Genomic DNA, 18,974 nt, shown 5'->3' with positions numbered 1-18,974 from the left:
TTACGCTCAAATCCACTCTTTATCGCCATCCTCTCGATTTCACTTTGCTGAAGACCTCTTCCGTCATATATTCACATAACATCTGTAATTATAAATAGAAGAAGGAGGTGAAGATGGATTCGGATCTCGATGAGCTGTCGACGCAATCACGGCAGCGACGATTGTTATTGCAAGCGATCGGAGGCGCCGCCCTCGCCGGAGGACTTGGCATCAGTGGGCGTGCCATGGCTCAAACCGAACCTGCGACAGACGCTTCGATACTGGACGTGGTGATCATGGGCGCGGGGCTGTCCGGGCTTACATCAGCCAGGGATCTTCAGGCCGCCGGCTGCGAGTCGTTTGTAGTCCTTGAGGCCCGCGATCGCGTCGGTGGCCGCACGTACAACCATGACTTGGGCAACGGCGTCATCTCTGAGGCCGGCGGCCAATGGATCGGTCCTGGCCAAACATCGATTGCGGATCTGGCAAGGCAGCTCGATGTCGCAACCTTCCCTACTTATTACAAGGGCAAGGCGGTTTATCTGATGGGCGACGAAAAGATCCAAGAGGATGTCAGCGATGGCCCGAATTCCAACACTGAAATCGTCGGCAAACTGAACAAGCTGGCCGAAGGTGTTCCCAGTAAAGCGCCCTGGAAAGCCAAGGACGCTGCTGAGCTTGACAAACTCTCGGTTGGCCAATGGCTAGCCGAACAAGGCATCAGCAACGTAGACAAGATCGGATTCAACATGTCCGTGAGTCTGACCTTCGGTACGGCGCCGGCCGGCATGGGCCTGCTGCATTACCTGGCGATGATCAACTCCTCCGACTGCCGCCTCGAAAAGCTCGAAGGCATCAAAGGTGGCGCGCAGGAATCACGGCTGGTAGGTGGTTCTCAGACCCTCAGCTTGAAGATGGCACAGGCTCTGGGTGACAAAGTCTGGCTGGCGTGTCCGGTGCGCAAAATTGTCGGTTGGGATCGTGATGTCGTCGAATTGCATACCGACCAGGGCATCATCCGCACGCGGCAGGTGATTGCCGCCCTGAGCCCGGCGCTGTGCAATCAGATCATCTTCGATCCGCCTTTGCCAACCGAGCGCGCCGAGCTGCAGCGACGTTGGCCGGCCCATGCGCCAATGCGCAAGACCGTACACGTCTATGAGCGACCGTTCTGGCGAGACCAAGGCCTTAACGGGCAGATCGTACAAGTGGAGGGCCCCCTGATCTGGGCCTACGACAACTCCCCTGCGGACGGTAGTCTGGGCGTCCTGAGCGGCTTTATCAGGCCTGGGCAATTACCCCATGACCCCAAAGCGGCGCAGGACACCTTGTCGGAGATCTACGCCCAAGCTATGGGCGAGCAAGCCCTGCATCCGATCCAGTTCCATGATCAGGACTGGGGCAAAGTCGACCCATGGACCCTGAGCTGCATTTCTCCAATGCCCCCCGGTTTCTGGACTCAATGGGGCGAATACCTGACCCCGGCCGTTGGCCGTCTGATCTGGTCCGGCACCGAAACGGCGGAGATCTGGGCTGGGGCGATGGATGGCGCGATCCGCGCAGGCCATCGAGCGGCGATGGAAGCGCTACAGGCGTTGGTTCAACCGGGGAGGAACGTCTGATGAAGCGGACTATCGTGATTGGGGCAATCGCTGTGACAACCGCGCTGGCGGGATCGACAGTGATCTATGGGCCAGAACTGTTGGCGGGATACCGCTTTATGAATGCCGTGGATCAGCATGACGCTGATTACCAGGCCGATGGTGGTGCGTGGCCACAATTGCAGGACACCTGCGCACTCTGTCATGGCGCAAGAGGCCAGCCGCGGGACGCCCAGTATGCCGCTCTTGCGGGTCAGTCCGCAGCGTACATCGAAAGCCAGTTACATGCGTTTGCCGAAGGACGCCGACACAGTGCACAGATGAGTCCGCTGGCGGCGAATCTGACAGATGAGCAGATCAAGCGTCTGGCCAGTTATTTCGCCGAACAGAAACCAGGCGTAACTGAAGTCACGACGAAAGATGATGCTCTTCAACAGCAAGGTCAGCGTGTGGTCGTCGCCAATGGATGTGCAGCCTGTCACGGCGAAAAATTGTCTGGCGGCCCGTTGGCTCCGCGCATCGCGGGACAAGGGCAGCTTTATCTGACGGACCAACTGAAAGCCTTCAAAGTTGGCCAACGCAAAGATCCGACTCAAGCCATGAATGCTATGGCGGGTGCGTTGTCCGACGAGGATATCAAGGCCTTGTCGCACTATCTGGCGAATCTGGTGCCCTGATCCCGCTGGGCAAGGATGCCCGCCGCCCTCCTCTTTCATACGCCAAAAGCCGCCAGAATGGCGGCTTCGCATACCTGAAAAACAGACCTCTCAGCGTGTCTGCAAAAGCGCCATTGAGTTCTTCGAACGCTCTAAGGCGCAATACGCGTAGTACAAGTGCACCAGTAAATAAGCCCAAGTAGTCAGCGCAAGAACATAGAAGTTCAGCAGCACGTTAGTGTCGTCCCCAGGGATTTTGTAGAAGTCATAAATGCAAGCAATGGTCAGTGAGGCGAGCATGCCAAATATCACCCCGATCGCGTGCAGGAACTCTCCGGCGCTTGCGAGCCTCACTGCGAAATAGACCAGATAAACCGAAAACATCACCCACATCATCACGTAGAAATACGGCAGGAGCGTGATCAGAACCTTGGTGGAAATCAAAGCGAATGTGCCCACCAGGGCGCCGGCAAACATCATGAGTTCCTTGCGCACTGAGGGCTTGTAGGTATGCGTCACCGCCATCAACCCGAGTACCGTAATGATCGGGATCCCGAAGGCTCTGGAGAACGCATCACAAAAGTATGAAATGAGGTACGAATGCTCCGATCCGGTGAGGAAAAATATCAGGAAGTTTGTCGCGGAAAAGGCGACCACAAACCATTCGAGAGCCAGTAGCAGGTTTCTTTTTTTAAGAAACTTGATGCCGAAGGTCAGCCCATTCGCGAGCAGCAAGAAACAGGCAAAGCACAGCACAATATTTCTCGGTTCCATAACGATAGCCTCGATACATCTGACAGAAAATTTGATGATTTACTTGGGTTGAGGAGCCAGTGCGGCAAGGTAGGTGGCAATCGCCTTACGCTCATCCGCTGACAGCGCGGCCGCCATTGCTTTCATTGCGCCGCTGGACTCATTGCGCTCACCTGTGGCAAAAGCGTTGAGCTGCGCTAAAAGGTAGTCGTGCCCTTGCGCGGCCAAGCGAGGAAACGCGTCGTGCCCCATCAACTGGCCACCGTGGCAGGCTGCACAGCCTCTCGTTTGCACCAGTTGTTTGCCCTTTTCCTTCAGACCTTCGTCAGGGCTGAAAGCCACATTCGCGCTGACGGATTGCCGAGAATAGAAATTCGCCAGCAGATCAATATCATCGCGGCTGAGGGTCATCGCCAACGGCCCCATATTGGGTGCAGCCCGTTGCCCACTGGCGAAGTTGTGCAACTGCGCAGACAGGTACGCGGCCGGCTGTCCGGCCAGACTCGGATAAGGCGAGTTCAGCGAGTTGCCCTTGCTGCCATGGCAACCCGTGCAGGCATCCGTCAGATGCGGCCAGCTCCCACGTTCGGTCTGGTACGCTTCAGTGGACGTGGTGATGTAACTCTGCAGGCGATAGAGATCGAGAAGGTCACGACCGAAAATCGCCAACAGCACGGCAATGACTGCGATGACGCCAAACGCTATGATTTTTTTCATTGTCGCCTCCTATGCCCGACGCAAGGCGTTGAGCACCTGTAAGGCGCTGTGGTGTCCGGCGCGTACGGCACCATCCATGTAGCCTGCCCAGATATCAGCAGTTTCAGTGCCCGACCAGAACAGATTGCCGCAGGGTGGACGCAGCGCCTCGCCATGAGTCGACCAGAAGCCTGGAGGAATCGGCGACACGCAAGTGATCGTCCATGGGTCGAAATGCGCCCAGTCATGATCGTGGTAGGAGACGGGGTTAAGCGCTTCGTCCCCCAAGGCACGCGCATAGATCTCGGTCTGCACACGTTTAGCGGCTTCAGGATCAGCAGGTGCTGCCGCATTCATGACGAATGCATTGATGACTCCGATTTCACCGTTGGGCGGTGAGTTGTCGTAAGCCCAGATGACCGGGCCCCCCACCTGAATGATGTGGCCGTTCAAGCCTTTGTCACGCCAGAAAGGCCGCGGGTAGACCATCGCGGTCTTGCGGGCCGGAGAGTGTGCCGGCCAGGCACGTTGCAAGGCTGCACGGGCTTCGGGCAGCGGCGGATCGAACTGCAAGCGTTGGCAGAGTGCGGGATGAATCGCCATGATCACCCGCCGGGCACGTATCTCGCCTTGATCCGTTTGGAGTCTGACGATGTCGCGATTCCAGTCGGTAATCTTTCGTACTGGACAGGACAAGCGAACTTTGTCGCCCAACAGCTGCGCCATCTTGCTGCTGAGAATCTGCGAACCACCGACGATCCGTGTGCCCTGCGCGCTGTCCTTGATTGAGTCGAGCCGCATATATTCGCAACCGGCCGAGTTGATCATCGACAGAAAATGCAGAAAGCCCATCTTTGCCGGCGTAACACCGCAGGTCAGGAGGAAACTGGCGTTCCACCCTGCCCGATCCTCAGGCTTGATGTTCTGTTGAGCCAGCCATTCACCTGCCGAGAGCTTGTCCAATTCGGCGGCCCTGGGTGACTTCCACGGTGTACCGCACGGCACGTCCCGCGACAGTTCACTGAGCTTTGCCGAAACGGCTTCATCGGTGCCGAACGTGCCTTTCAAATCAACGGCGACACGTCCGTCACCGCCGAGGATGATGGTTTCACCGTCGTAGAAACTCGGAAAGGTGCCCACCTCAAGCTCTCGGGCGAGATCCGCTACAGCCGTTTGCCCCGGGCCTATCCACTGGCCTCCGACCTCGGAGATGTAGCCTGAACCCAGATCGTGATTAAGGGTGCGCCCGCCTACACGATCGCGCGCTTCGAGCACCAACAGCGACTGGCAACCCGCCAGATGCAGATCGCGGGCTGCCGTTAGACCGGCAAGGCCTGCACCAATGATCACCACGTCGAGAACATTGTCCGAGCTGTCTTTCAAAAGCGTATCGGCGGCATTGGCCAGGCCGATGTTCAAACCAATCGATCCCACCGCCGCTGTAGCACCGGCCAGTTTGAGCAATTGTCTTCGTTTTAAATCTGGAGGGGCGTCAGTGTTCATAATCGATGCCTCACATAACGTTATTGTTGGATTGAACGCTCATGACAGAGCGTTCGTGCGGCAGTAAAAAAAAGCGGTGGCAGAAACAAAATCCATTTTGTCTTTCTGCTGGCGAGCGCCTGCCCGGCCAATGACTTCAAGGCCTGTGCCACCACTGAAAATCAGCGTGTTGTCTTCCTTTAACGCGTTGTTCTACGTGCCCTCAGCGATTAACGATGAGTGCGTGCAACCTTGCGGTTGGTGTATTCGTCGAGGCTGTTTGCCACCCCTAGCGCCAGATTCACGGCGCACCATTGCAGCGGCTCTGGCAATGTTTTCGGGGTTTTGTGGCGCAGCGCAGCGAGCAACGGATGCTCGATACCGCCGATTCTTTCCGCCAGCAGATGCCCGATCAGCGACTGGGTGGCGATGCCGTGTCCGGAGCAGCCTGCGGTGTAGAGAATGTTGTGGTGGGTTCCGGTTTCGCCCACCACCGGCAACGCGTCGTAGGCCATGCTGACGTAGCCGCTCCAGCACGATTGAATACCAATACCGCGCAAAGTCGGGAAACGTGCCCCCAGCGTGTTTTCCAGCTCGCGGTAGGCAACATCGTCGGGAATGTTCGGGGTTTTGGAACCGTAGACATAGCCGAGCCGTTTGGTGGTCAGCAGCAACGTATTACGCGCTGTCAGACGATGGCTTTCCATGGTCCAGTGCGGTGTCATCAACCCTTCCCGTCCTGCCCATCCCAATGACGCCAACTGCTGCGCAGACAATGGCTCGGTTTCGACTGCCGACACCCGAAATGGAACAATCTTGTCGCGCAGAAGCCCGATTTGCGGCGTATAGGCATTGGTTGCAAGCACCAAAATCGGAGCTATCGCGCGGCCGCGCGTAGTTTGGCAGGTGATCGTCGCCCCGTCGGAATACGACACCAACTTTGTATTCTCATACAGTTTCACGCCTGCCTGGAGCGCCGCCCGCCGCAGCCCCATCACGTATTTTCCGGGGTCCAACGTACCGCCATGACGTTGCAGGCAGCCAAACAGAAACGCCGGTGGAATCCCCCGTGCACGCATTTGAGCCTGATCCAGGAACTCGGTACGGGAGCCAAGTTCGTCGCCAACCGCCATACTCTTGCGTAGCTTTTTCTCCTGGGAAGGATGGATGCCCGCCCTGATGATTCCCGAGGCGTTGTAGTCGCAGTCGATACCCAGTTCGCGCAATCGGCCTTCGACGTAGGCGACACCTTCGTCGTAGAACCTGACGATGTTTTTCGCCTTTTCGTGACCGACACGTTTCAAGAACAGCTCGAACTCAATGCCGATGCTTCCGCCCAGATAACCGGCATTGCGACCACTGGCACCGAAACCGGCAAATTCCTGTTCAAGGATGATTACCTTCGCACCCAGCGCCGTAAGCTCCAGGGCGGTAGACAGCCCGGCAAAACCGGCACCGATCACGATGACATCCGCGCTGACATCGCCTTCGAGCTCCGGCTGCAGATCAACCGGACTCTCGACCCAGCCACCCAACCGGCGGAAATGCCCGCCGGCAAAGTGGCTTTCCAGCTCTTGCGCTTGATAGGTCATGGACATGTGATGCGCTCCTATCGACTCAGGATGTGAATAGCGACCGCTGCTTCCTCAACACCTTGAAGACCGCCGCCGTTTTCCTGGATGGCATGCCGCGCGCCGTGTACCTGGCGCGCCCCGGCTTCCCCGCGCAATTGAGTGGTCAACTCGTACAATTGGCCGATCCCCGTTGCGCCGAGCGGATGACCTTTGGACTCCAGGCCGCCGGAGGTATTGATCGGTATGCGGCCACCCAGGGTGAAATCGCCCCGTTCGGCGCAAATTCCACCCTCCCCCAGCGGCGCCAGTCCGAGATTTTCCGACTGGATGATTTCCCCCATTGCCGAAGCGTCGTGAACTTCGGCCACATGCATGTCCTGCGGGCCGAGCCCGGCGATCTCGTAGGCCTGGCGCGCAGCCAACAGGCTGACGTGCTTGTGCGGCTCATCCAGTCCACGCAAGGTGAAACTGCGGATCACGCTGGCGGCGATTCGCACACAACGTTTCGGATCGGCCCCGATGCGTTTCAGGCCCGCCTCGGTGCAAATGATCGCGGCGGCCGCGCCGTCGGACAACGGCGCGCACATCGGTAACGTGATCGGATAGGTGATCGGTGGCGCCGCCAGTACCTCTTCGATGGTGAAGGTCTTGCGAAATTGCGAATAAGGGTTGTGCACCGAGTGTTGATGGTTCTTGGCACACACCGCCGCGATCTGCCGCTGTGTGGTGCCGTAGGTCTTCATGTGCCAACGGCACATGGCGGCATAAATGGCCATGAACTTGCTGTACGGGCGATCAGACTCCGAGCCTGGCGGAACAACGATGCCCTCCCCCATTTTTACCAGCGTGGCGTAGTTCTCCTCGGCGGTGGAAACATCCCAGCCGGTTTCGAACAGTGCCAGTGCCCGCGACTTGTCCGGCACGTTCATTTTCTCGGCGCCCAACGCTAACACCACATCGGTAGCCCCCGAGCGCAAGCTCTGCACCGCCAGATGAACCGCAGTACTGCCCGAGGCACAGGCGTTTTCGACGTTGTAGACCGGCACACCTTCGATGCCGATCTTGCTGCACATCACCTGCCCCGGGATGGAGAGCTGGCCTTGTAGATGGCCGTTGGTGATGCCGGCGTAAAACACTGCCTCGATGTCGGAGCGTTGGGCGCGGGCGTCTGCCAGAGCCCCCTGCAACGCCTCCAGAGCCATATCCTGAAGGCTACGCTCCAGATGACGTCCGAATTGGGTCATGGCGATGCCGGCTATGTAAATGGGTTCCATCATTTAACTCCTCGACGTCAGATCTGCCGATCAACGCTTTGCCAGTACTGGGCACGCAGATCCTTCTTCAACACCTTGCCAACAGGACTGCGTGGCAATGCATCAATGAAATCCACAGTTTTCGGAGACTTGACCGATCCGAGTCGGTCTTTGCAGAGACTGATCAGCTCTTCGGCGGTGACGCTTTGTCCAACACTCAGCTCGACGACGGCCTTGACGCTCTCGCCCCACTGCTCGTCCGGCACGCCGATCACCGCGCAGTCCTGCACTGCCGGATGGGCCCAAAGCACCTGCTCGACCTCGCTCGGATAAACGTTGAAACCACCGGAGATGATCATGTCCTTCTTGCGGTCGGTGATGTGCAGGTAGCCATGGGGGTCGAGATGGCCGATATCACCGGTGTGCAGCCAACCGTCGATGATGGTTTCGGCGGTTTTCTGCGGGTCCTTGTAATAACCCTTCATGACCAGGTCACCGCGTACGCAGATCTCGCCGGACTCGCCCTGGGCGAGAATCTCCCCGGCGTCGCTGAGGATCTCGACGCGAATCAGCGGATTGGGGCGGCCGACCGATGACAGACGCTCGTCCGATGCCAGTCGTCCACCTTGCAGATGCTCGGCGGGCGGCAGGTTGGAAATCGATGCGGGCGCTTCGGTCTGGCCGTATCCGCCGGCCATCACCGGGCCAAAGGTTTCGATCGCTTGCTTGAGCTTCTCCACCGACATTGGCGCCGCGCCGTAAAGAAAGTATTTCAACGAGCTGAAATCGACCTTCTGCGCCAGATTTGGAACATCCAGCAGGCGATAGATCACCGTCGGTGGCAGAAAAGTCTCGGTGACCTTGTACTTCGGAATCATCGCCAGCATCAGCGCCGGGTCCGGCTTGGTGATAACTACCACGGTGCCGCCCCGCGAGGTGCACGGCAGGGACAGTGTGCCGGCAGTATGGGTCATCGGTGCCGCCGCCAGGTTGACCGGTGGATGCTCATCCCCATAAGGGAAGTTGATCATGAAGTGCGCACAGAACGTCTGGATGCTGCGATGGGTGTTCATCACACCCTTCGGCAAGCCTGTGGTGCCACCGGTTGGCGAAATCGCCACTACATCGTCGAGTTGATACTCGACCTTGGGTGGCGTGTTCGGCTGACCTTCGATCCAGACTTTAAGCGAAGGTGCTTCGGGCAGATGTTCGTCGATGCAAATCCATAAACGGATTTTCGGCAAGCTCGGGCGCAACGCGTCGATGATGGATGCGAACTCCTTCTGGAAAAACAGCACCTCGCAGTCGAACGCATCGAGCACATGACGGTTCTCTTCGGCACTGTTGCGAGCGCCAACCGGAATCCAGCACATGTTGGCGCGCCAGAGACCCAGTGTGCACGTCCAGGCCACGGCATCGTTGGCCGACCAGATCGCACCCTTGGTGCTCTTGGGCAAACCCTCGGCCAACAGTGCATTGGCGATACGGCATGACAAGTTGCGGACGTCGGTAAAGGTGAAAACCCGGTCATCCTGGATATACGCCGCGCCGTGCGGATTGATCCGCCAGCCACGGTCGAAGAAATCAATAATCGCCATGTCGGTCACTTCACAGTTGGGTAACGGTTGCGCGAGCCAAGCCACGCTGTTCGAGGAAGCCCAGCAGGTAGCGATGACCGAAGGCTTTCGAGGCCGATGCAAAACCGACCTTGGCGCTATCGTTGTTCAACAGCTTGACCACGGCTGCCGCGTGCAAGGCGCCGGTGGCGATGTAGGGCGTGATGCCGTGCACGGTGGCACGCACCGCTGTCAACTGACCGCGGCCGATCGCGAAGTCGACGGTGCGTTGCAAGGTGCTGCGCTCGCGCGGTGGCATGCTCGGCGTGGTCGACTGCACGAGGCTATTGATCACCGCGTCCTGCTGCTCTTTCGGCAGGTGTTTGTACTCGGCTTCCCACTTCTCACCCAGGCCGTGGACCATTTTCATCACCGGGTTGTCGTAGAAACCAACGCAGGACATGCAACTGCGCACCCGGCTATCCTCCTCATAGAACACCGGCAACGAAGTGCCGCCCCATGGCAGGCAGAACACCGACTCCAGCAGATCGGGACAGACCACGTTGAAGCTCGTATTCGGCGCATATGGCACCAGTGCCTTCTCCCACAGATAGGCGCCGGGGTAGCGCATGCCTTCGAAAATGGTGGCCGTTGAACCAACGGTCACACCGGCGGCACCGGTACGTGGCCCACGGGTCAGGGTTGCGGTTTCCAGCGAATCGACGCCCGGAGTTTCCAGGGCCAGCTCGGCGGCGATCTCGGCGTAGGTGTACATGTACGCGAGCGATGGGGACAGCAGCAGCCCAGCCTGGCGGTATAGCTCGCCAAACTGGTCGCGCAAGGCACGAATGTGCGCTTGCTCACCGGCAGGATCCAGATAATGACAGCCGGCCTTCAATGCCGCTTCAACGGCGGTCAGGCCAAAATTGATGAATGGTCCGACCGTGTTACAAACCACGCGCGCGCCTTTGAACACCGAAGTCAACGCTTCGACCTCGTGGGGGCACTCAATGATTTCGTAGGTCGCCGACTCCAGGCCGACAACGCGTTGCGCCATCATTTCCTGGGCACGGCCGGCGTTGCGCGCCACGGCGGTGAACGGGATGTGCTGGTCGATCAACCAGTCCATGATCAGCATGCCGGTGTAACCACTGGCGCCGTAGACAACCACAGGATATTTGGCCATCGGGATGTACCTCATTGTTGTTATTGGATGAGTGATGTCGGGTGAATCTTCAGGGTCAGTTGTTCGCCCAGCCTTCGGCATAAAGCTGCTGGGCCAGCAGCCCCAGACGCATGGTCAGGACACGGTTTTCGCCGTCCTCGATCAATGAGGACTGGGTGTCGCGCAATAGCTTCTCGATCGGGTATTCGCGGGTGGTGCCGTTGCCACCGAACAGGCGGAAGGCTTCTTGCACAACGGCCATCGCCTCTTCGGTCACCGTGACCTTGGCAGCAGCTGTGGCGTAGGGATGGGTTTGCGGCGACAGACGCGCGAAGCTCAGCGAACGTCGGGCGACAGCGCGGGCGGCCTCGACACGGCGCAGCATTTCGCCCAGACGCAGGCGGGTCATCTGGTGGTCGATCAACTGATGACCGCCCTGGCGGCGTTCATGGCAGTACTGCAACGCCATCTCGAATGCGGCGCGCGCGACGCCGGTGAACACCTGGCTCATGTGCGTGCCGGCAAACGACCAGGAAGAGCTGACGGCGCCGTAGTAGTTTTCGCGCTCGGCGATTGCAAAGCGCCGGGGCACTCGCACGCTGTCGAAGTAGATTTCGCCTTGTGGCAGGGAACGCTGACCGATCTTGTCCAGCGGCTTGCCTTTAGACACGCCTTTGAGATCAAGCGGAATGATCACCGCAATACCATGCGGCCGACCGTTGGCATCGTAGAAACCGTCACCGTAATCGGCGCAGATCATACCCAGCGCGACCTGCGCGACGGCTCCGTTGGATACCCACGCCGAGCTTTGACCGTTGAGGATGATTTCATCGCCGACCACTTTGGCGGTCAGGTTGCCGATATTTCCAGGCTTTCCTGCCGGCCAGTCACGCGCCATATCGAAGATCTGGTTGTCGCTACCACGATCGGGTTGGGTGGCCATCCAGCAACCGATCCGGCCCTGGCAGAGCTCGGCCAATTCGGTATTGCCGGCGGCGACGGCCATTTGCAGCGGGAAGTCAGCACAGCCAAGGGAAACTGCCAGGCCGGCATCGCCCCAACCGAGTTCTTCGCCGATCAGTGATTCGATCCGTATCGCCATATCCGGTGGCAACTGTGCCAACAGCGCCGGATCAAGACCCAACTTGGCGAACTCGCTGAACATCGAATAGTAAGGCGAGCCTGGGGCAATCACCTCTTCCGGTGTCATGCGGTCCAGCTCACGCCCCAAGGGGCGCAACACCTCTTTGGCGAAGCGGTGGACGGAGGCCTGAATCGCAGCCTCCTCTTCTGTCAGCGGTGTTTCGAAGCCGGAGAGCCCGGCAGCTGGCAGGGTAAGCGTCGATTTGAGCGAGATCATCAGAGTACCTCCATCGAGAATGGCAGGCCGTTGCGCTTTGCAACGTTCTGCGTCTTGTTATTTGAGATCGACTCTAACAAGCAAAATTATTTAACGCAACAACTGTTATGTTTATTATTTTGCGCGTGAAAAAACGCTTTCAGGCACGGGGGAACCGGCCGAAAATCATCAGGAAGTTTTAGAAAATGACCAAGCCAAATGTCGGGAAACGGGCATCGCGCTAGCCTCCCGACATCGCAGCGGCATCAGTGCTGAGGGACGACGCCTCGTCGTGAAAACAGAATCGGTGAGCCGTCACTGTTCAGCAGCGACGCCGTGAGCGAAACACCGTCGCCGCTGGGTTGCTCGTGAAAACTCTGTCCACCGTCGTCACTGCGCACAATCAAACCGTCGAGTCCCACCGCGATGACTTTTCGCTCTGAGACATCGATGGCTGTGACTGAACTTTTGCTTTGCAGCGGCACGCGCTGCCAGCTCGAGCCGTCTGCGGAACCATGCAGCAGCGTGCCGCGTTGTCCGCCCACCAGCAGCGAGCCGTCACTCAGGACAGCCCCCGTCCACAACGTGCCGCTGTAGCCGGTATCCAGGTAGCGCCAGTGCTTGCCCTGATCGTCGGAGCGCAACAATTGGCCGCGCTCTGCGGTGGCATACAAGCGCCCTTTTTCATCGGCAAACAGTCCCATCAGATTCAGGTCGGCACGACTCGATCCGGGTGGCGCGTCGATTTTCTGTTCGATCCAGGTCTTGCCGCCGTCATCGGTTGTCAGCACCAGCGACCACAGCCCCACTGCGACGCCTTGCGTCGGGTTGAAGAAGTGCACGGCAAACAATGGCCGGTCTTCTGCACTGGATAATCGTTGAACCTGCCAGACATCACCGCCATCGCTAGTGGCGAGAATTGCTCCCCAGTGGCCGACGGCCCAACCCTGTTTGGCATCGGCAAAGGAAACACCGGTCAACGGAGTGGACAACGGTACGGAAGTCGCCTGACGAAAGCGCTGCCCGTGGTCATCCGACAACAACACCATGCCGTGATCGCCGACGGCAACGGTTCGCTCCCCGGCCCAGGAAGCGCTCAACAGCGTGGCGGCACTGGCGTTGGCGGTTTGCGTCGCGGGTACGGCCGGCAAGGGAGAAGCCTGTAGCAATGCCGGCAACATAAGAACAATCAAAGGAATCAGGTTTCGCATCGGGGTCTCCTCAATGCACCAGTGAGCCGATCAGGCGCACCGGGCGCCGCCGTGGGAATGTCCGTTCCAGCCACACGGCGAATGCAGGCAGTACGGTCATGGCCATGACCATGTTGACCAGGAACATGAAGGCCAACAGCTTGCCCATGTCGGCCTGGAACTTGAGATCGGAAAACGCCCAGGTGGCCACGCCCACTGCCAGCGTGATGGCGGTAAAAATCGTTGCCACACCCACCTCCAGCAAGGCGTGCTCGACGGCCTTGGTGATCGGCTGCCCTAGAGCCTGGTGCAGTTGCAGACGGTTGTAGATGTAGAAGGCGTAATCCACGCCGATGCCGACGGCCAGTACCATTACCGGCAAGGTGGCGATGGTCAGGCCGATTTGCAGCTCCTTCATGAACCAGTAGCCGATGAAGGTGCCGAGTGTCAGCGGCAGGCAGCACACCAGCACGGCGCGCCAGTCGCGGTAGACGATAAACACCAGCAGAGCGATCGCGGCATAGACGTAAAGCATCATCGGCAGCTCGCTGCGTTCCACCTCTTCGTTGATCGCAGCGATAACCCCGGCATTGCCGGAAGCCAGGCGTACGCTCACCCCATCCTGAGTGAACTGAGTACGAAATGCCTTGGCGGCGGCGATCACTCGGTGAATGGTCGTCGCCTTGTGATCGGCGAGAAACAGATGCACCGCCGTCATGCTGCAATCGGGACGCATCATTCCTGGCACGCGAGCCACCTCGGCGGCCATCGATGAGTAGTTGGTCGGGTCGATGGGTACCGCGTTCATTTTCGGGTTGCCCTCGTTATAGCCCTCGTTGAACTGTCGCAGACTGTTGGAGAACGAGGTGACCGACACCACCCCTGGCACGCCCTGCATCGCCCAGACAAAGCGATCCTGGTACTGGCCGAGGGCGACGTCTTCGCAGGCGTTCGGCCCTGCGTCGACTTTGGCCTCGAAGACCACGCTGAGCCAATCCAGGCCGATGTCATAGTTGCTGGCGATGGAGACCGCATCGCGATTAAAGCGTGCGTCCTCGCGCAACTCCGGTGCACCGGCTTGCAAGGAGCCGACAACCCGATCATGGCTCTGCCAGGCCGCCGTGACAAAGATCAGCACGGCCATGCCCAGCACCCAGCGCACGTTGTGCCATTCGGTCAATCGGGCAAAACCGTGCAACCAACGGGCACGACGCTGGCGGGAAATTTCTTCGGCCGCGGCGTAGCCCGAGTCGACTCGCAGCATCGACGCCACCACCGGCAGCATCACCAGATTGGTGATGATCTTGAACGCCACCCCGAGCGAAGCGGTGATGGCCAGCTCCCGAACCATGGGAATCGGGATCAGCAACAACGTCACGAACGACACGAATGCGGTCACCAAAGCCAGCGTGCCTGGGATCAGCAACCCGCTGAAACTGGCCCGTGCCGCACCCTCCACCGACTTGCCGCAGGCGATTTCACGGATGATGAAATTGATCTGCTGAACGCCATGGGACACGCCAATGGCAAACACCAGAAAAGGCACCAAAACCGCCAGTGGATCAAGTCCGTAGCCGAGCAAACGCAGGGCGCCAAACTGCCAGATCAACGACACCAGCGAACAGCCCACCGCCAGCAACGTGAAACGCAGCGAATGGCAATACCAGTACACCGCAGCAGCCGTCAGCAGTAGCGCCAGCAGGCAGAACTCCAGAACCGCCGAGGCACCTTCGGCAATGTCACCGATCTGCTTGGCGAAACCGATGATCTGGAGCTCGAAGTCTTTGTCTTCAAACTGACTGCGAATTTTTTGCTCCAGGACCCGGTTGTACGCCACATAGTCGAGGCGTTGGCCGTCAGCATCGAATTCGTTGAGATCCACGGTGATCATCGCGCTGCCCTGATCGCGAGCCACCAGTGTTCCGATAAAGCCGCCCTGCGCCGTCGAGTCGGCGATCATTGCAATGCTCGCCTCATCGAGACTCTCAGGCGTCACCGTGCCCGGCACCAATGGATCGGCACGAAAGCCCTCCTCGGTGATTTCGTTGACGAACGCGTTGGGCGTCCATAATGAACGCACGCTGCTGCGCGAGACGTTGGGCAGGAAAATCAGGGCCTGGGTTACATCATAAAGACGTTTGAGCCCTGCTCTGCTCCAGATCGTTCCACTCCGAGCCTTGACCACTACCGTGAGCCGGTTTGCACCGAGCAGATCATTGCGATACGTCTCGAAGGTTTCGATGTACTCATGGCCGATGGGCAGCTGTTTCTCAAACCCGGCTTCCATGCGCAACTGCACCGCAAACCAGGCCATGCCCACGGTGAACACGGCCAGGCTCAACAGCGTCAACAGGCGATGGGTAAACAACCACTGCTCGATGCGCGGCAACACGCCGCGCACTTTGGTTTCTGTCATTTTCAGCGAACTATTCACGGCGCGCCTCACAGGGTTCGGGAAACCACAAGACCGACGTAATCACGATCACGCAGCAGTTGATCGTAAGGGGTCTTGCCGCCCATGAACTTCGCGTAGTTGGCAGAGATCTGCCAGCTCGCCGGATTGCGCACGAAGTTGAGGTACAGGTTCATGCTGCTGGCATCTTCGGTGAACGTCGCCGACAGATTGGGTGTGCGTCCCTTGATTGATCGCGAATAGAACACCCCCGGCGTGACCTGCCAGCCAGGAATCAGCGTGTTGTCATACGTCAGGCTGAAATCGAGGCTGATCCCGGAAGAGGTTTTGTTGCCCTTGGCGCTTGGCGGGATGGCCGGATCCAGTTGCCAGGTATTGAGGCCGGCGGCAATCGGTTCGCCGGCGTAGTCGTTATGCAGGCCCGGGTATTTCACGACCACCAGTTCGCTCAACAGCGTGCCGGTGCTGGCACCGGTGAAGTCGAGCAATGTCGGCGAGTTGGACGGCGTCATGCTGTAGATGCCGGTCAGGTGCCATTGCAGTTTCTTTTCGTCTTTCCAGCATTTGCCACCGTTGCTGGCACAGGCGTCGATTACCGGGTTGAGCGGTACCGCGTCTTTGGGACGGTATGACAGTTCTGTGCCCACCGCCCAGTCGCCGATCGGCATATTGGCGCTGATGCCGTACATCATGCGGTCTTCCGGGTACTCCCATGTTTGCGCCAGGGCGAAGGTTTCCGGGTCCAGCACCTGCATCGTCAGTGACGGCAGCTTGTCGTGATAACGCATCACATACAGGCCAAGGTTGAGATCGGTGTTGTCTGGCTGCCAGCGCAGCGAAACACCCCATTGGCCGCCGTTGCGTGCGTCTTTTTCGTCGTAACCGTAGGCGCCCCTGCCCTCGCCCAGCGCGTGGGTGGTGGACCAGTAACTGCCCACGGGTGGTAACTCGCTTTTGTTCCAGTTGAATTGCCAATACGCCTCGATGTTTACGCCGGAACCGAGCCCGGACGCGAGGCTCAACATCGGCGCCGGCAGCAGGGCTTCCTTGAGCTGGGTGCCGGGTCGCGACAACGCCATGACATCGTAAGCGTTGGTGTTGTTGATGCCGCCGGCAGCGAACAAGCTCTCGCCCCAGTTGATTACCTGATTGCCCAGACGAGCGCGGACACGCTGGTCACCGACATCGAAGCTCTTGCTCACCCACAGATCGAGCAGGCGAGCCTTGAACTCCAGATCATCCCGAGCATCGCTGGTGAGGCCGTCGTTGCCGACGCCTTCTGGCCGGTTGGCCGACAACGCGCCGCTGGTGTCGGTCGCCGCAAAATCACGGATCCAGCTACCGCGCGCCATGAACGTGTAGTCTTCGGGAAACTTCAGCACCAATTCATGGGTGCCCTTGATGTAGTTGGTGAACAAGTCTCCCCTGTCGTAGTTCAGGTCGCCCTGATCACCGATATTGGCGCTGGGCGACAGACAACCGCTGGGAGGGTTGTGCCCGCTGGCGCCACTGGTGATGAGGTTGCAGTCGCGAGACTCGGTGCGCAGCCCCATGCCCACGGCGAGGGTGGAATCAAATGAGCCGTGAATGTTTTCGGTTTCAAAGGTGAACGCCATGGCAAATGGGGTTGCACACGCGATGACAAGACCTGAGGTTTTACTGATTATTTTTTTCATGTCTGTTCCCGGAAACTGCTGTTAGCGTTCGCTGGTGGCGCGCAGATTGTCTGAGGTGTAGAAGTCGCGTTTCAGACGAGGGTTGTTGGCGCTATCGGTCAGCCAGCGATGGTCGTTCTTGCCGGTACCAATTGATGTCATGTCGTACAGGTAGCGACCATCAACGAGGTTGTATTGCGCCTGGGCTTCCATATCGCAGGTGCCAGTCTCGTAGACCGGGATCGTGTAACCCTCGCGGACTTTCCAGATTTGCCCTTGCTTGTCGTAATCCACCGCCATCAGCGCGTTCCAGCTGTCTTCGTCGATGTAGAACAGGCGCTTCGGCGCCTGATGGCGCATGCCCTGGCGTACGGTAGCCTCGACCACCCAGACACGGTGCATTTCATAGCGGCGCGATTCGGGGGCGATGAAGTCGCGCTTGGCCACATCCTCGATCTTCGCCGAGTTGTCGTAGGCACCGAACGAGTTGTAGGGCACGAGCATTTCCTGCTTGCCGACCAGCTTCCAGTCGAAGCGATCCATCGGGCCGAAGAACACATTGGACTCATCGATGGTGTACTGGTTATCGAGACCGATTTGCGGCGCATCGTAGGAATACGCCGGCATGCGACGTACGCGGCGCTGGCCCGGGAAGTAGTAGAACGTGGTGGCTTGCTCGCCAGCCTTGGTAGTCACCACCCCGGCCTGCCCGGCAAGGGCTGCGGGGTCGGAGTAGCTGAAGTAGGTCGCGACTTCGAGGCGATCGAATGAGGAAAACAGCGCACTGCCCTTCACTCCCCATGGCGTGTACATGAACCAGTCGGTGGAGGTTCGCAGCCAGTCTTCACTGCCCTTGCGTGGCGAAATCCCGGAAACGGTTTTCGACATATCGAAGCCGACGCCGCGGTAGCGCATTTTCATGTTCCACATGACCTCGGCACCCGAGGTCGGAAACGGAAACGGAATACCGGGCACGTAGGCTTCCTGCAGCGCCAGGCCATCGCCGTCGAGTTTGGCGAAACCGACGTTCTTTTTGGTGTTTTCTGCAACGAAATCGGGTACGCCACAACTGCGACGCGTCGGGTACACATCCATCCGGTAACCCGGAATCTTTTTGAACATTTCCACCTGGCCAGGCGAAAGCTTGCTGGCGTATTTCGCGACGTTGCCCGAATCGATTCTGAACAGCGGTTTGTCGTCCTTGAACTTCCATTGCTGCCCGCGCACTTGGCCATGACTCCAGCTGGCACCCTGTGGGCCTGGTGGCGTCCAGGCCGGAATGACACCATCGGCGCTCGCCGCGACCTCGCCTCCCAGTGGGGTCAATTGGGTACCGAGCAACGCAGGATCCTTTTCTGCCGCTTGCCCCGTACAGATGAAAGCCGATGCGGCGATGGCCGCAATCAGATGTCTGATCCCGCCCCGTGTGAAGACTTCATTATTGGGGCACTCAATTACTGTGTTCATTGGAGGATCCTCGTGGGCCTTGATCAGCAATGTGTCCGTTTTTAAGGCGGTAACACGTTGCCTGCGCTAACCTAATCATCTGACTTGATCAAATGACCAAGTCGTTTGATCAAAGCAAGGCCGGTGCCAAGATCCACAGCGTTGGAAATAGTTGTTTTTTATCAATCGATTGGGGGAACCTCGGGAAGATTTGGC

General features: G+C 58.8%; 14 protein-coding genes. 2 read left to right on the top strand and 12 right to left on the bottom strand.

Annotated elements, in window-relative coordinates; genetic code table 11:
* Nucleotides 1-113: 113 nt before the first annotated feature.
* Both JUI81_RS00720 and JUI81_RS00715 read left to right on the top strand, forming a co-directional pair.
* The gene (locus tag JUI81_RS00720) at nucleotides 114-1,601 is read left to right on the top strand and encodes an FAD-dependent oxidoreductase (RefSeq protein ID WP_019578920.1); all 1,488 of its coding nucleotides are present in this window, start codon (nucleotides 114-116) and stop codon (nucleotides 1,599-1,601) included.
* Nucleotides 1,601-2,257 carry a c-type cytochrome gene (locus JUI81_RS00715; RefSeq protein ID WP_019578919.1) on the top strand — a complete coding sequence of 219 codons (657 nt, stop codon included), beginning with the start codon at nucleotides 1,601-1,603 and terminating at the stop codon, nucleotides 2,255-2,257. The genes JUI81_RS00720 and JUI81_RS00715 overlap by 1 nt, the downstream gene beginning before the upstream one ends.
* A 90-nt stretch (nucleotides 2,258-2,347) precedes the next feature.
* Here the strand turns inward: JUI81_RS00715 and JUI81_RS00710 are convergent, their stop codons facing one another.
* From JUI81_RS00710 to JUI81_RS00655, 12 genes are all read right to left on the bottom strand, one after another.
* On the bottom strand, nucleotides 2,348-3,010 hold the full coding sequence (locus JUI81_RS00710) for a hypothetical protein (protein WP_019578918.1): 663 nt from the start codon (nucleotides 3,008-3,010) through the stop codon (nucleotides 2,348-2,350).
* A 39-nt stretch (nucleotides 3,011-3,049) separates the two neighbouring features.
* Nucleotides 3,050-3,706, bottom strand: a complete 657-nt coding sequence (locus tag JUI81_RS00705) for a c-type cytochrome (protein ID WP_019578917.1) — start codon at nucleotides 3,704-3,706, stop codon at nucleotides 3,050-3,052.
* Nucleotides 3,707-3,715: 9 nt separating this feature from the next.
* Entirely contained in the window at nucleotides 3,716-5,188 is a 1,473-nt protein-coding gene (locus tag JUI81_RS00700; RefSeq protein ID WP_026331649.1) for an FAD-dependent oxidoreductase, read from the bottom strand.
* A gap of 209 nt (nucleotides 5,189-5,397) precedes the next feature.
* Nucleotides 5,398-6,765 (bottom strand): FAD-binding oxidoreductase, encoded by a 1,368-nt coding sequence (locus JUI81_RS00695; RefSeq protein ID WP_019578915.1) that lies wholly within the window; start codon nucleotides 6,763-6,765, stop codon nucleotides 5,398-5,400.
* Nucleotides 6,766-6,776: 11 nt separating this feature from the next.
* Nucleotides 6,777-8,015, bottom strand: a complete 1,239-nt coding sequence (locus JUI81_RS00690; protein WP_019649722.1) for a thiolase family protein — start codon at nucleotides 8,013-8,015, stop codon at nucleotides 6,777-6,779.
* Between the two features lie 17 nt (nucleotides 8,016-8,032).
* A complete protein-coding gene (locus JUI81_RS00685) occupies nucleotides 8,033-9,592 on the bottom strand; it encodes an AMP-binding protein (protein ID WP_064617864.1) in 1,560 nt (519 codons plus the stop codon).
* A gap of 10 nt (nucleotides 9,593-9,602) precedes the next feature.
* Complete coding sequence (locus tag JUI81_RS00680) at nucleotides 9,603-10,736, bottom strand: trans-acting enoyl reductase family protein (protein ID WP_204123379.1); 1,134 nt, start codon at nucleotides 10,734-10,736, stop codon at nucleotides 9,603-9,605.
* A gap of 55 nt (nucleotides 10,737-10,791) precedes the next feature.
* Nucleotides 10,792-12,075: an acyl-CoA dehydrogenase family protein gene (locus JUI81_RS00675; RefSeq protein WP_019578911.1), complete on the bottom strand. Its 1,284-nt coding sequence runs from the start codon at nucleotides 12,073-12,075 to the stop codon at nucleotides 10,792-10,794.
* 245 nt (nucleotides 12,076-12,320) lie between these two features.
* On the bottom strand, nucleotides 12,321-13,265 hold the full coding sequence (locus JUI81_RS00670; protein ID WP_019578910.1) for a YCF48-related protein: 945 nt from the start codon (nucleotides 13,263-13,265) through the stop codon (nucleotides 12,321-12,323).
* A 10-nt stretch (nucleotides 13,266-13,275) separates the two neighbouring features.
* The gene (locus JUI81_RS00665; RefSeq protein WP_239077630.1) at nucleotides 13,276-15,660 is read right to left on the bottom strand and encodes an RND family transporter; all 2,385 of its coding nucleotides are present in this window, start codon (nucleotides 15,658-15,660) and stop codon (nucleotides 13,276-13,278) included.
* A gap of 26 nt (nucleotides 15,661-15,686) precedes the next feature.
* Nucleotides 15,687-17,333, bottom strand: a complete 1,647-nt coding sequence (locus JUI81_RS00660) for a DUF1302 domain-containing protein (protein ID WP_308442590.1) — start codon at nucleotides 17,331-17,333, stop codon at nucleotides 15,687-15,689.
* Nucleotides 17,334-17,354: 21 nt separating this feature from the next.
* Nucleotides 17,355-18,779, bottom strand: a complete 1,425-nt coding sequence (locus JUI81_RS00655) for a DUF1329 domain-containing protein (protein ID WP_019578907.1) — start codon at nucleotides 18,777-18,779, stop codon at nucleotides 17,355-17,357.
* Between the last annotated feature and the right edge of the window lie 195 nt (nucleotides 18,780-18,974).

It is taken from the genome of Pseudomonas sp. 008, assembly GCF_016861935.1.
Taxonomy (GTDB): domain Bacteria; phylum Pseudomonadota; class Gammaproteobacteria; order Pseudomonadales; family Pseudomonadaceae; genus Aquipseudomonas.
This window is presented reverse-complemented; position numbering and strand designations above follow the sequence as displayed.

Coding starts and splice junctions, on each gene's coding strand:
- JUI81_RS00720 (WP_019578920.1), top strand. CDS start 114: ATGGATTCGGATCTCGATGAGCTGTCGACGCAATCACGGCAGCGACGA.
- JUI81_RS00715 (WP_019578919.1), top strand. CDS start 1,601: ATGAAGCGGACTATCGTGATTGGGGCAATCGCTGTGACAACCGCGCTG.
- JUI81_RS00710 (WP_019578918.1), bottom strand. CDS start 3,010: ATGGAACCGAGAAATATTGTGCTGTGCTTTGCCTGTTTCTTGCTGCTC.
- JUI81_RS00705 (WP_019578917.1), bottom strand. CDS start 3,706: ATGAAAAAAATCATAGCGTTTGGCGTCATCGCAGTCATTGCCGTGCTG.
- JUI81_RS00700 (WP_026331649.1), bottom strand. CDS start 5,188: ATGAACACTGACGCCCCTCCAGATTTAAAACGAAGACAATTGCTCAAA.
- JUI81_RS00695 (WP_019578915.1), bottom strand. CDS start 6,765: ATGTCCATGACCTATCAAGCGCAAGAGCTGGAAAGCCACTTTGCCGGC.
- JUI81_RS00690 (WP_019649722.1), bottom strand. CDS start 8,015: ATGGAACCCATTTACATAGCCGGCATCGCCATGACCCAATTCGGACGT.
- JUI81_RS00685 (WP_064617864.1), bottom strand. CDS start 9,592: ATGGCGATTATTGATTTCTTCGACCGTGGCTGGCGGATCAATCCGCAC.
- JUI81_RS00680 (WP_204123379.1), bottom strand. CDS start 10,736: ATGGCCAAATATCCTGTGGTTGTCTACGGCGCCAGTGGTTACACCGGC.
- JUI81_RS00675 (WP_019578911.1), bottom strand. CDS start 12,075: ATGATCTCGCTCAAATCGACGCTTACCCTGCCAGCTGCCGGGCTCTCC.
- JUI81_RS00670 (WP_019578910.1), bottom strand. CDS start 13,265: ATGCGAAACCTGATTCCTTTGATTGTTCTTATGTTGCCGGCATTGCTA.
- JUI81_RS00665 (WP_239077630.1), bottom strand. CDS start 15,660: ATGACAGAAACCAAAGTGCGCGGCGTGTTGCCGCGCATCGAGCAGTGG.
- JUI81_RS00660 (WP_308442590.1), bottom strand. CDS start 17,333: ATGAAAAAAATAATCAGTAAAACCTCAGGTCTTGTCATCGCGTGTGCA.
- JUI81_RS00655 (WP_019578907.1), bottom strand. CDS start 18,779: ATGAACACAGTAATTGAGTGCCCCAATAATGAAGTCTTCACACGGGGC.